Below are 12,618 nucleotides of genomic sequence, written 5' to 3' on the forward strand. Positions count from 1 at the left end.
GTGGCCCGGCGGGGTGGGGTCCGTGCCGGTGGTGTCCGGTGGTGTGACAGCGTGACCGGGTGAGCGTGCGCGTACCGGTCGACGTGGACCTGGCCGTCGTCGGTGGCGGTGGGGCCGGTTCGCTGGTCCTCGCCGCGCTGGCCCGGCACGCGCCACCGGGGCTGCGGGTCGCCGTGGTGGATCCGGTGCGCAAGCGCGGCCAGGACCGCACCTGGGCGTTCTGGGGCACCCCCGGTGGTGACCTGGAGCCGATGCTCAGCGCGAGCTGGTCGCGGGTGGAGGTGACCACGCCGGCCGCCGCGCGGGTGCTGGACCTGGCCCCCCTGCGGTACGCGATGCTGCGTTCCGCGCCGCTGTACGAGCGGGCCGCCGAGGCGGAACTGCGGCTCGGTGCGGCCCGGTACGACGCGGCGGTGGGGGCGCTCGACGACGACGGCACGTCGGTGACCGTGCGGGACACCGACGGGCGGGTGGTGCTGCGGGCCGGGTGGGTGCTGGACTCGCGTCCCCGCCCGCCCCGTCGGCCCGGCCGGACGTCCTGGTTGCAGCACTTCCGGGGCTGGTGGTTGGAGTCGGCGACCCCGGTGTTCGATCCGGGGCGGGCGGTGCTGATGGACTTCCGCACCCCGCAGCCGGCCCGGGGGGTGTCGTTCGGTTACGTGCTGCCGGTCAGTGACCGGTTCGCCCTGGTCGAGTACACCGAGTTCTCCCCGGCGGTGATCTCCGACGCGGAGTACGACGCCGGGCTGCGCGGTTACGCGGGGCTGCTCGGGGTGGACCTGGCCGCGTTGCGGGTGCGGGAGGTCGAGGACGGGGTGATCCCGATGACCGACGCGCCGTTCGACCGTCGGCCGTCGCCCCGGGTGGTGCGGCTGGGCACCGCCGGTGGGGCGACCCGCCCGTCGACCGGGTTCACCTTCTCCGCCATGCACCGGCAGGCCGGGCAGGTCGCCGCCGCCCTGGCGGCCGGTCGGCCGCCGGTGCCCCGGCCGGCGTACCCGGGGCGGCACCGGTGGATGGACGCGGTGGCGTTGCGGGCGTGGGACTCCGGCGCGGTGGGTGGTCCGGAGTTCTTCGACCGGCTCTTCGACCGGAACCCGGCGTCGCGGGTGCTGCGGTTCCTCGACGGGGCGACCGGCCCGGTGGAGGACCTGGCGGTGATGTGGTCCAGTCCGCTGCTGCCGATGACGTCGGCGGTGTGGGGCGACGCCGCCGGCCGGTTACGCGCCCGGTGGTCCCGGCGCTGAGCGGGTCGCCCCGGGCCGGTCAGGTCGCGGCGCGCACCGTGTCGCGGATCAGCACCCGCAGGCCCTCCATCGGGTCGCCGTCGTTCGCGCCGAGCCGGTTGCGGGTCGCCGCCACGGTGAGGCCCAGTCCGGGGTACGCGTAGGCGAGGCTGCCGCCGCTGCCGGAGGTGCCGAACGAGCCGTCGTCGTCGACCGTGTAGCCGAGACCGTAGGCCGTCTCCTGCCCGAACACCCATTCGACGCCCCGGACGGCCACCGTGCCGAGCTGGCGCAGCCGGTCGTCGGAGACCAGGCGTACCCCGTCGACCTCGCCGATGAGGGCGGCGAGCATCCGGGCGGCGGCCCGGGCGGTGAGGGTGCCGACGGCGGGCACGTCGGCGCGGAGCACCTCCGGTCGGCTGCCGATGGCGGCGTCGGGCCGGACGGCGGGTGGGGCGACGGCGTCGAAGTTCGGCAGGTGGGCGGAGGCGAACCGCATCAGGTCGGCCAGCCCGTGGTCCTCCAGGGTGGCCAGCCGGGGCAGGTCCGCCCCGGGCACCCCGAGGAACAGTTCCCCGGGTATGCCCAGCGGGGCGGCGACGTCCTCGGCCAGCACGGTGGAGATCCGTCGGCCGGTGACCCGGCGGACCACCTCGCCGACCAGCCAGCCGTACGTCCACGCGTGGTAGGCGATCCGTTCGCCGGGCGCCCAGCGGGGCACCGCGTCGGCGACCAGCGCGCACATCCGGTCCCAGTCGGTGAAGTCGGCCGGGGTGACGTCGGCGGGCAGGGCCGGCACCCCGGCGGTGTGGGTGAGCACGTGCCGCAGGGTGACGGTGTGCTTGCCGTGCCGGGCGAACTCCGGCCAGACGTCGGCGAGGCGCAGGTCGTAGTCGAGTCGGCCCTGTTCGGCGAGCACGTGCACGACGGTGCTGGTCAGGCTCTTGCCGGTGGAGGCGCTGAAGATCGGGGTGTCGGCGGTCAGTGGTCGTCCGGTGGCGGTGTCGGCGGTCCCGGCGGCCTCGTCGACGATCAGCCGGCCGTGCCGGTAGGCCGCCACCTGCACGCCGGCCTCCCGGCCCGAGTCGACCAGCGCGTCGATGGTCCTGCGGACCTCGGCCCGTAGGGCGGTTCCGGCATCGGTCATGGGGGTGCACTCTGCCAGAGGAGGGCGGGAATCCGCCGCCGGTTTCCAGCCGGTCGGGGTCGGCGCGACGACCGCCGGGACGTCGTGACCCGCCGCCCGGCGGTGGACCCGGTGTGCGGCGGCCGGGGTAGGTTCGGCGGCATGGTGGACGGGGCGGCCGGCAGGGTCGTGGAGATCTGGACCGACGGGGCGTGCAGCGGTAACCCCGGGCCGGGCGGGTGGGGTGCGCTGCTGCGCTACGGCGGGCACGAGCGGGAGTTGTGCGGTGGTGAGGCCGGCGCGACGACCAACAACCGGATGGAGCTGACCGCCGCGATCGAGGCGCTGGAGGCGTTGACCCGGCCGGCCACGGTGCGGCTGCACACCGACAGCACGTACGTCCGCAACGGCATCACCGGTTGGCTGGCGGCGTGGCGGCGCAACGGTTGGCGTACCGCGGCCGGGCAGCCGGTGAAGAACGCCGACCTGTGGCAGCGGTTGGCGGCGGCGGGTGCCCGGCACGAGGTGAGCTGGCACTGGGTGAAGGGGCACAGCGGTCACCCGGAGAACGAGCGTGCCGACGCGTTGGCCAACCGGGGGATGACGCAGGCGCGTTCGGCGGCCGGCGCGTCCCGCTGAGGCCGGTCCGCGCCGCCGCCGACCCGCACCGCGACGGTGGGCGGGGCTACTCGGTGGGCGGGTGGGCCGCTTCCTGCTCGGCGGGGTCGCCCGCGCCGGAGACCGCTGTCACGTCGTAGCCGGCGCGGCTGGTGTCGCGGGCCGACAGGTGCTCCTCGGCGGGCAGGTCGGCGAAGTCGTCGCCGGTGTCCCCGCCGTCGCCCAGCGATTCGCCCGGTGGGCGCAGCGACGCCTCGTACGCCGGCACGCCGTCCGGTTCGTCGGTGTCGGCCCGGTCGGTGCGCGGTTGCTCGGTCATAGCCGTCTTCCTGCCCGCCAGGCCGCGCCGCAAACCCGCGCACCGCACCTCGCCGGGCGGCCACCGGGTCGGCGGGTGGTGTCGTGGGCCGGCCCGCTGGGCCGTTCCACCGGCGTCGGGTCGGCGGGTCGTGTCGCCGGCCCGGCGGCGTGCGCCGAGGTCAGCGGCGCGGCCGGCGGCGGGTGGTGCCGGTGGGACGGGCGGCGGGCGGCCGGACCGGGGTGAGGGTCAGCCCGGTCCAGTGCCCGGGGCGCCGCAGTGTCGGGGGGAGGACGGTACGCCGGTCGCCGCTGGCCGCGTCGAGCTGGGACTGGTGCAGGAACAGGGTGCTGGACAGGTCCGCCCCGCGCAGGTCCGCGCCGCGCAGGTCGACGCCCGTGACGTCGGCCCGACGCAGGTCCGCGCCGCGCAGGTCGGCCCCGACCAGGCAGGCCCCGCGCAGGTTCGCCCCGTGCAGGTCGACGCCGCGCAGGTTCGCGCCGAGCAGCATCGCGCCCCGCCGGTCGACCCCGCCGGTGCCGGCGCGGGCGGTGTCGCTGGCCGCCGAGAGCAGCGGGTTGACCCTGCCCCGGTGGGCGTCCACGTCGACCGTGGCCAGTTCCGCGGGGCTGCCGGCGGCCAGGGCGTCGGTGGCGTCCCGGGCGGTGCGCAGCTCGTCGCGCAGCGGACCGGGTGGGGTGAGGGTCAGCGCCTCGGTGAGGTACCAGAGCAGTTCGTGCAGGGGCCGGGCGACGGTGAAGGCGGCGAACATGCCGGCGGCGGTGGCCGGGTCGTCGCGCCAGTCCCGCCCGGGGTAGGTGACCTGGCTGACCCGCTGGCCGGCGCCGAAGCAGTCGAACACGACGCAGCCGGGGTAGCCGCGTTCGCGCAGCTCGTCGTGGATGCCGCAGCGGGAGTCGACGCGTAGGTGGGGGCAGGGCTGGCCGGCGGGTTTGGGTCGGGCGAAGTCGGCGGAGGCGGCGAAGGCGGGGGCGACGCAGCACAACCCGACGCAGCGGGCGCAGTCGCCGCGCAACCCGGTGGTTTCCGCCATGGTGTCCGCCGTCCCCCTGTCCGGTCGCCGGTGCCGGGTGCCCCCGGCGCGTGCCAGCGACCATTGTCCGCCGTCCGGTGCCGCCGTCACCGACCGGGCTGCGGGTGGTCACCCGCGCGGGGAGGCGGGCACCGGCCGGGACGGGTGCGGGGCACCCGCGGTGCGGGGTATGGTCCGGTCACCGCCGCGGACCCCGGAGGATGCGATGGCCACCGAGCATGTCGACGTGCTCATCGTGGGTGCGGGGCTGTCCGGGGTGGGGGCCGCCTGCCACCTGCGGCGCGAGTGTCCGGGCAGGACGTACGCGGTGTTCGAGGCGCGCGGGGCGATCGGCGGCACCTGGGACCTGTTCCGCTATCCGGGTATCCGTTCCGACTCGGACATGTTCACCCTCGGCTACTCCTTCGCGCCGTGGACCGACCCGAAGGCCATCGCCGACGGTGACGCCATTCTGCGCTACGTCCGGGACACCGCCCGCCGGTACGGCGTCGAGGAGCACGTCCGGTTCCGGCACCGGGTGCTGCGCGCCGGATGGGACAGCGCCACCGCCCGGTGGACGGTGCACGCCCGCCGCGAGGACACCGCTGAGGAGGTGGTGCTGACCTGCGACTTCCTCTACGCCTGCACCGGGTACTACCGGTACGACGCGGGGTACACGCCGGCCTTCCCGGGCGTCGAACGGTACGCGGGGCGGGTGGTGCACCCGCAGCACTGGCCGGCGGACCTCGACCTCACCGGCCGGCGGGTGCTGGTGATCGGCAGCGGCGCGACGGCGGTGACCCTGGTGCCGACGCTGGCGCAGCGGGCCGGACACGTGACCATGCTCCAGCGTTCCCCCACCTACGTCCTCGCGTTGCCGTCGCGGGACCGGCTGGCCGACGCGCTGCGCCGGTGGTTGCCGGCCCGGCTGGCGTACCCGCTGGTACGGGGGAAGAACGTGCTGGTCGGGGCCGCCAGTTACCAGTTCAGCCGGCGGGCGCCGAAGCTGACCCGGTCGTTGCTGCGCCGGGCGGCGCGGCGGCTGCTGCCGGTCGGGTACGACGTGGACCGGCACTTCTCGCCCCGCTACGACCCCTGGGACCAGCGGCTCTGTGTGGCCCCCAACGGTGACCTGTTCGCGGCCCTGGCCGCCGGTCGGGCCTCGGTGGTCACCGACACCGTGGATACGTTCACCCCCGCCGGTGTGCGGCTCGGCTCCGGCGACGAGCTGGCCGCCGACGTGGTGGTCACCGCCACCGGGCTGCGGCTGCTCGCCCTCGGGGGGATGACGCTGAGCGTGGACGGTACCGACGTCGATCCGGGGCGGACGGTGGCGTACAAGGGGATGATGCTCTCCGGGGTGCCGAACTTCGCGTTGACCGTCGGCTACACCAACGCCTCCTGGACGTTGAAGGCCGACCTGGTCGCCACCTACGTCTGCCGGCTGCTGCGCCACCTGGACGCCACCGGTCAGCAGGTGGTCACCCCGGTCGCGCCGGCCGACGGCGAGCTGTCGCCGCTGATCGACCTGCGGTCCGGGTACGTGGTGCGCAGCCTGCACACGCTGCCCCGGCAGGGGGCGCGGGCACCGTGGCGGCTGTATCAGAACTATCCCCGGGACGTCCTGCTGATGCGGTACGGCCGGCTCGTCGACGAGGGGGTGCGGTTCTCCCGGGCGACCGCCGGGGCTCCGGCCGGCTGACCCGGCGCACCCCCGTTCCCCGTCCCGCCCCCCGCAGCAAGGAGACCGTGTGCGTAGCTTCGACTTCACCGCCGGGACCGCCGTGGTCACCGGCGCCGCGAGCGGCATCGGCGAGGCGCTGGCCCACGGGCTGGCCCGGCGGGGCAGCGACCTGGTCCTGCTCGACCGCGACGGCGACCGGCTCGACGCGGTGGCCGCCGCTCTCCGGGCCGCCCACCGGGACCGTCGGGTCGAGACCCAGCTGGTCGATCTGGCCGACCTGTGCGCCACGGCCCGGGTGGCCGAGGAGATCCGCGCCCGGCATCCCCGGATCCGGCTGCTGGTCAACAATGCCGGGGTGGCCCTCGCCGGCCGGTTCGACCAGGTCACCATGGACGAGTTCCACTGGGTGGTCGACGTCAACTTCCGGGCTCCGGCGCAGCTCACCCATGCGTTGCTGCCGGCGTTGCGGGCCGAACCCGGCGCGCACATGGTCAACGTCTCCAGCCTGTTCGGCCTGATCGCCCCGGCCGGGCAGACCGCCTACGCGGCCAGCAAGTTCGCCCTCCGGGGTTTCACCGAGGCGTTGCGGTACGAGCTGGTCGACGAGGGGATCGGGGTGACCTCGGTGCACCCGGGCGGGGTGGCCACCCGGATCGCCCGGCACGCGCGGATCGGCAGCGGGGTGGCCCGGGAGGAGTTCGAGGCGGCGCGGCGGCAGTTCGAGCGGCTGCTGTCCATCCGGCCCGAGCGGGCCGCCGAGGTGATCCTGCGTGGGGTGCGGCGGCGACGCGGCCGGGTGCTGATCGGCTGGTCGGCGAAGCTGCCCGATCTGCTGGCCCGGGTCGCGCCGGGTTCCCACGGCCGGGTGCTCGCCGCCGGGATCCGCCTCGCGGGCGGCCCGGCCGCACCGGCCCTGGCCACCCGTGCGCCGGCCGCCGCCGAGCTGCCCACCGGGGAGGTCGCCTGAGCGGGTCCGCCGGACGGGTCAGGGTGGGCTGCCGCCCCGCTTCTCCTCCTGGGCCAGCACCGCCTCCCAGTGGTTCGGGTCGTCCCGGGCGGCCAGTTCGGCGGCCAGCCGCGGATCGGTGACCAGTGTCTCCCGGTTGCGGTGCAGGAACGCGGCGAAACCACCGGTGTACGGGCAGGCGTCGTCGCCGAGTTCCCGGTCCGGCCGGTAGCGGCAGCCGGTGCAGTAGTCGCTGATCTCGTCGATGTACCGCCCGTCCACGGCGTACGGGCGGGTGTCCACCCGGGGCAGCGCGGCGTGCTGGCTCAGGCCGAGCACCGTGGCGTTCATGATCCACCCGGTGCTGTCGACGAAGCTGCGCTGGAACCAGTCGACCAGCTCGGCCGGCCGCCAGCCACGCTGCAACGCGTGGTTGCCGAGCACCAGCAGCCGTTGGGCGTGGTGCGCCCAGCCCCGGTCGCGGACCCCGGCGAGCACGTCGGCGAGGCACCGGGCCTCCACCGCCCCGGCGTCCAGGTCGACGAACCACTGCGGCAGCGGCTCGGTCGCGGCCAGCCGGTCGCTGCCCGGGCGGGGTGGCTCGGCGTACCAGTAGAGCTGCCAGAGGAACTCCCGCCAGCCGAGCACCCCCCGGACGAACGCCTCCACCGAGGCCAGCGGGGCGTCCCCGGCCCGCCACGCCGCCTCCGCGCGCCGCACGGCCACCCCGGGGTCGAGCAGCCCGAGGTTGAACGAGGAGGAGAGCAGGCCGTGTGCCAGGATCGGATCCTCGGCGCTCATCACGTCGCCGTAGCGGCCGAACTCGGGCAGCCGGTACCGCAGGAAGTGGTCGAGCCGCCGGTCCGCCTCGGCATGGCTGGCCGGTTCGCTGCGGGGGGCGTCCCGGCCGACGAACCGGACCCCGTCGCGTTCCCACCGGTCCAGGTCGGCGCGCACCTCGGCGTCGATGTCGTCCTCGAGGACCGGCGGTGGGGGTGGGACGTCCAGGGTGTGCCCGGTGGGGGTGGCGGCCCCGCCGCCGGCCGGTGCCGGTCCGGTGAGCACACCGTGCCGTCGGGTGGCCCACCGGTAGAAGTCGACCATCCGGAGCTGTCCGCGTCGGGGCCGGTCGGCCCAGCCGGCGAAGTCGGCCCGGTCGGTGACGAAGCCCCGGGGCGGCAGGACGGTCAGCCCGGGGACGGACCGGGCGAAGTCGAGGGTCGCCCGGGTGGTCGGGTGACAGACCTCGACCGGCCCGTCGACCGACGCCAGGGCCTCCCGGAACGTGCCGGTACGCAGCAGCACCGCCCGGTCGCCGAGTTCGGCGGCGCGGTGCCGCAGGGCGCTGAGCACCAGGTGCGCCTTCTGCCGGTGCAGCCGCCGTCGCCGGAACAGCTCGCTGACCTCGACCAGCAGCACCGGTTGGCGGTCGTCGTCCAGGAAGTGCGGCCCGAGTTGATCGGCGAGCAGCCACCGGCGGGGAGACATTGGTCGATTGTGCCCAGTCGTCCGGTCACCGCGCGTGGCGGGGTCGGTCGTCGGGGTGATCGCCGGTGGTGGCCCGTCCGGTCGGTGCCGGTTGCCCCGGGTGGCAGTGGTGCGGGCCACCGGTGGCGCACCCGCCGCCGGCCCCCGGCGGCCCGGGGCCGCACCATGGCGGTATGACGGATCGTGGCACGTCGAGGCGGACGACCGTCGGGTGTGGCCGGCGGCCGCCGGCCGGGGTGGGACCGGCGGCGCGGCGGTGAGCGGCGTGCCCGGATCCGCACGCCGGGGTGCCCTGGTCTGGGCGGTGGCCGTGAACGCCTACCTGGCGGCGGTGTTCCACCGCAGTTCGCTGGGGGTGACCGGGGTGGACGCCACGGACCGGTTCGACATCAACGCCTCCGCGCTGGCGGTGTTCTCGGTGGCCCAGCTCGCCGTGTACGCGGCCATGCAGATCCCGGTCGGGGTGCTCCTGGACCGCTACGGTTCGCGTCGGCTGCTGGTGGCCGGCGGTGCGTTGATGGTGGCCGGGCAGCTCTGCTTCGCCGTCGCCACCGACGTCCGGCTGGCGGTCGTCGCCCGGGTGCTGGTGGGTCTCGGTGACGCGATGACCTTCATCAGCGTGCTGCGGATCGTGGCGTTCTGGTTCCCCGGCCGGCGCAATCCGCTGCTGGTGCAGCTCACCGGCACCTTCGGTCAGGTCGGCGCGATCCTCGGCGCGGTGCCGCTGGTGGCGTTGCTGCACCACGCCGGCTGGACCCCGGCGTTCCTGGTCGCCGCCGGGTTCGGGGCGACGGCGGTGCTGCTGGTGCTGGTCGTGGTCCGGGACGCCCCGCACGTGGGGCCGGGTGTCACCGCGATCCCCGCGCTGGCCACCGTACGCCGGGAGCTGGCCGCGGCCTGGGCCGAGCCGGGCACCCGGCTGGGCCTGTGGTCGCACTTCGTCGCCCAGTTCTCCGGGGCGGTCTTCGCGCTGCTGTGGGGCTACCCGTTCCTGGTGCAGGGGCAGGGACTGCCGCCGACCGTCGCCGCGTCCCTGCTCACCCTGATGACCGTCGGGGCGTTGCTCGCCGGCCCGCCGGTCGCCTACCTGTGCGCCCGGCACCCGTTCCACCGGTCGGTGCTGGTCTTCGCGGTCGCCGGGACCAGCGCCGGGGTGTGGGCGGTGGTGCTGGCCTGGCCGGGGCGTTCCCCGCACTGGCTGCTGGTGGTCCTGGTGCTGGTGCTGGCCCTCAACGGCCCGGGCGCGGTGATCGGCTTCGACTACGCCCGGACGTTCAACCCGGTGCACCGCATCGGCAGCGCCACCGGCATCGTCAACGTGGGCGGGTTCGTCGCCTCGATCGTGCTGGTGCTGGCGATCGGGGTGGTGCTCGACCTGACCACCCCGGCGGGGGCGACCGCCCCGCCGCTGGACGCGTTCCGCTGGGCGTTCGCCGTGCAGTACCTGCTCTGGGTGCTGGGCACGGTCCAGGTGCTGCGGTACCGCAACGCCGCCCGTCGTCGTGCCGGGGGTCCGGCAGCGGGCCGGGTGGCGGGGGCCGGACGGCGCGGTGCGCGTACCCCCGGGGGACCGGCCCGACGGTGGGGGTGACCGGCCGGCGGGCGGCGAGTCCGGCGGACCGATGGGGCGGGCGGCATGATCGCGGTAGGTTCGGCGGTGGGCGCGGACCATCCGGCCGTCGGGCCGGCAACCAGGGAGGACACAGCGTGAGCCAGGAAGTCCGGGGCATCATTTCACGGAGCAAGGGCGCTCCGGTCGAGGTCACCACCATCGTGGTGCCCGACCCGGGGCCCGGCGAGGCGGTGGTGCGGGTGCAGTCCTGCGGGGTCTGCCACACCGACCTGCACTACCGCGAGGGCGGCATCAACGACGACTACCCGTTCCTGCTCGGCCACGAGGCGGCCGGGGTGGTGGAGCAGGTGGGCGAGGGGGTCACCGAGGTCGCCCCGGGCGACTTCGTGGTGCTCAACTGGCGGGCGGTGTGCGGCGAGTGCCGGGCCTGCCGGCGGGGTCGGCCGTGGTACTGCTTCAACACCCACAACGCCGCCCAGAAGATGACCCTCACCGACGGTACCGAGCTGACTCCGGCCCTGGGCATCGGCGCTTTCGCCGAGAAGACCCTGGTGCACGCCGGCCAGTGCACCAGGGTCGACCCGGCGGCCCGGCCCGCCGCCGTGGGGCTGCTGGGCTGCGGGGTGATGGCGGGCCTCGGCGCGGCGATGAACACCGGGCAGGTCACCCGGGGCGACTCGGTGGCCGTCATCGGCTGCGGCGGGGTCGGCGACGCGGCGGTCGCCGGGGCGGTCCTGGCCGGGGCGACCACGATCGTCGCGGTGGACACCGACGGCCGCAAGCTCGACTGGGCGCGCAGGTTCGGCGCGACCCACACCGTGGACGCCTCCGCCGAGGACGCCGTCGAGGCGATCCGGGCCGCCACCGGCGGCTTCGGCGCGGACGTGGTGATCGACGCGGTGGGCCGCCCGGAGACCTGGAAGCAGGCGTTCTACGCCCGGGATCTCGCCGGTACCGTCGTGCTGGTCGGGGTGCCCACCCCGGAGATGACCGTCGAGCTGCCGCTGCCGGACGTCTTCGGCCGGGGCGGCGCGCTGAAGTCGAGCTGGTACGGCGACTGCCTGCCCAGCCGGGACTTCCCGCTGCTCACCCAGCTCTACCTGCAGGGCCGGCTCGACCTGGACGCCTTCGTCACCGAGGAGATCGCCCTGGACCGGGTGGAGGAGGCGTTCCACCGGATGCACGACGGCGACGTGCTGCGGTCGGTGGTGGTGTTCCCGTGACCGCCCGGGTCGACCACGCCGTCACCTCCGGCACGTTCTCCCTCGACGGGCAGACCTTCGACGTCGACAACAACGTCTGGGTGGTCGGCGACGACACGCAGTGTGTGGTGTTCGACGCCCCGCACGACGTGGCGGCGATCCGCCGGCTCGTCGGCGACCGCCGGGTGGTGGCGATCCTGGCCACCCATGCCCACGACGACCACGTCCGGGTCGCCCCGGAACTGGCGAAGGCCACCGGTGCGCCGATCCTGCTGCACCCCGACGACCGGGTGCTGTGGGATCTGGTGCATCCCGGTCTGGCCCCGGACGGGGAGTTGTCCGACGGGCAGGAGATCACCGTCGGTGACACGGTGCTGCGGGTGCTGCACACTCCCGGCCACAGCCCCGGCGCGTGCAGCTTCCACGCTCCGGCGCTCGGCGCGGTGTTCACCGGTGACACCCTGTTCCAGGGCGGTCCGGGGGCGACCGGCCGGTCGTACAGCGACTTCGCCACGATCGTCGAGTCGATCCGCACCCGGCTGCTCACCCTGCCGGCGGACACGGTGGTGCACACCGGGCACGGCGACGACACCAGCATCGGCGCGGAGGCTCCCCACCTCCAGCAGTGGCTGGCCCGCGGCCACTGAACCGCCGCGGCCGGGGCCGGCCCCGCCTCCGACGGTGGCTGGCCCCGGCGGGGCGGCACAAGGCGTCCCGCCCCGCCGGCCTAGGATCGGCCGGGTGACCGACGACGACCGCCCCCCGGGGGTACGCCAGCTGCGCCTGGTGGTGGAGGCCGAGGACTACGACGCGGCGGTGGCGTTCTTCCGGGACGCGCTGGGCCTGCCCGAGCAGGCCGCGTACTCCGGTGCGGGGGACGCCCGGGTGGTGATCCTGGAGGCGGGCCGGGCGACCCTGGAGATCGCCAATCCGGCGCAGAAGCGGATGATCGACGACGTCGAGGTGGGCCGTCAGGTGGCCCCGGGGCTGCGCCTGGCGTTCGAGGTGGACGACACCGCCGCGGTCACCGGCCGGCTGGTCGCCGCCGGAGCCACCGAGGTCGCCCCGCCCACCGTCACCCCCTGGCACTCGCTGAACTCCCGCCTCGACGTGCCCGCCGGCCTTCAGCTCACCGTGTTCCAGGAGTTGCGGGACCTCGACGAGCGGTCCACCGCCGACGGCTTCGGCACCGACGGCTGACGTCGGTCCGGTTCGCCCGCCCGGCGGGCCTGCCGCCGCCCACCCCCACCCCCGCTCCCGCGCGAACGGCCGGGCCGTGCCGGTTGACCGGCCCGTAACCGATGGGAAAATTCGAGTGATTTGTCCGGTATTGACCCTGCGTGTGTGACCTGTCGGTGACCCGGACCACAGCCCCGGGCGTCAGCGGCGTTTCCGGAATGCCCGACAAAGCCGGCTGGTTGTGT

The 12,618-nt window shown here is 75.3% G+C and carries 12 protein-coding genes; 8 read left to right on the forward strand and 4 right to left on the reverse strand.

Annotated features, from left to right (window positions below):
- The first annotated feature begins 59 nt into the window (after positions 1-59).
- Complete coding sequence (locus O7612_RS15070) at positions 60-1,247, forward strand: lycopene cyclase family protein (RefSeq protein WP_282265049.1); 1,188 nt, start codon at positions 60-62, stop codon at positions 1,245-1,247.
- Positions 1,248-1,266: 19 nt separating this feature from the next.
- Here O7612_RS15070 and O7612_RS15075 read toward each other — a convergent pair whose 3' ends face one another.
- Positions 1,267-2,373 carry a serine hydrolase domain-containing protein gene (locus O7612_RS15075; protein WP_282265050.1) on the reverse strand — a complete coding sequence of 369 codons (1,107 nt, stop codon included), beginning with the start codon at positions 2,371-2,373 and terminating at the stop codon, positions 1,267-1,269.
- A 141-nt stretch (positions 2,374-2,514) separates the two neighbouring features.
- Here O7612_RS15075 and rnhA point away from each other — a divergent pair, with 141 nt between their 5' ends.
- The gene (gene rnhA / locus O7612_RS15080) at positions 2,515-2,991 is read left to right on the forward strand and encodes a ribonuclease HI (protein ID WP_282265051.1); all 477 of its coding nucleotides are present in this window, start codon (positions 2,515-2,517) and stop codon (positions 2,989-2,991) included.
- A gap of 46 nt (positions 2,992-3,037) precedes the next feature.
- Here rnhA and O7612_RS15085 read toward each other — a convergent pair whose 3' ends face one another.
- Together O7612_RS15085 and O7612_RS15090 are read right to left on the reverse strand one after the other, a co-directional pair.
- Complete coding sequence (locus O7612_RS15085) at positions 3,038-3,289, reverse strand: hypothetical protein (RefSeq protein WP_282265052.1); 252 nt, start codon at positions 3,287-3,289, stop codon at positions 3,038-3,040.
- A gap of 160 nt (positions 3,290-3,449) precedes the next feature.
- A complete protein-coding gene (locus tag O7612_RS15090; RefSeq protein ID WP_282265053.1) occupies positions 3,450-4,322 on the reverse strand; it encodes a pentapeptide repeat-containing protein in 873 nt (290 codons plus the stop codon).
- Between the two features lie 205 nt (positions 4,323-4,527).
- Between O7612_RS15090 and O7612_RS15095 the strand changes: the two genes are divergently transcribed.
- Positions 4,528-6,003, forward strand: a complete 1,476-nt coding sequence (locus O7612_RS15095; RefSeq protein ID WP_282265054.1) for an NAD(P)/FAD-dependent oxidoreductase — start codon at positions 4,528-4,530, stop codon at positions 6,001-6,003.
- 49 nt (positions 6,004-6,052) lie between these two features.
- Positions 6,053-6,952: an SDR family oxidoreductase gene (locus O7612_RS15100; protein WP_282265055.1), complete on the forward strand. Its 900-nt coding sequence runs from the start codon at positions 6,053-6,055 to the stop codon at positions 6,950-6,952.
- Between the two features lie 18 nt (positions 6,953-6,970).
- On the opposite strand, the gene O7612_RS15105 is transcribed toward O7612_RS15100, so the two are convergent.
- A complete protein-coding gene (locus O7612_RS15105; protein ID WP_282265056.1) occupies positions 6,971-8,419 on the reverse strand; it encodes a cryptochrome/photolyase family protein in 1,449 nt (482 codons plus the stop codon).
- A 265-nt stretch (positions 8,420-8,684) separates the two neighbouring features.
- Here O7612_RS15105 and O7612_RS15110 point away from each other — a divergent pair, with 265 nt between their 5' ends.
- From O7612_RS15110 to O7612_RS15125, 4 genes are all read left to right on the forward strand, one after another.
- Positions 8,685-10,010, forward strand: a complete 1,326-nt coding sequence (locus tag O7612_RS15110; protein ID WP_282265057.1) for an MFS transporter — start codon at positions 8,685-8,687, stop codon at positions 10,008-10,010.
- Between the two features lie 116 nt (positions 10,011-10,126).
- Positions 10,127-11,215 carry an S-(hydroxymethyl)mycothiol dehydrogenase gene (locus O7612_RS15115; RefSeq protein WP_282265058.1) on the forward strand — a complete coding sequence of 363 codons (1,089 nt, stop codon included), beginning with the start codon at positions 10,127-10,129 and terminating at the stop codon, positions 11,213-11,215.
- On the forward strand, positions 11,212-11,841 hold the full coding sequence (locus tag O7612_RS15120) for an MBL fold metallo-hydrolase (RefSeq protein WP_282265059.1): 630 nt from the start codon (positions 11,212-11,214) through the stop codon (positions 11,839-11,841). The genes O7612_RS15115 and O7612_RS15120 overlap by 4 nt, the downstream gene beginning before the upstream one ends.
- Positions 11,842-11,935: 94 nt before the next feature.
- The gene (locus tag O7612_RS15125; protein WP_282265060.1) at positions 11,936-12,394 is read left to right on the forward strand and encodes a VOC family protein; all 459 of its coding nucleotides are present in this window, start codon (positions 11,936-11,938) and stop codon (positions 12,392-12,394) included.
- Positions 12,395-12,618 lie beyond the last annotated feature (224 nt).

Origin of the sequence: Micromonospora sp. WMMD987, from assembly GCF_029581435.1 — a bacterium.
Taxonomy (GTDB): Bacteria; Actinomycetota; Actinomycetes; order Mycobacteriales; family Micromonosporaceae; genus Micromonospora; species Micromonospora rifamycinica.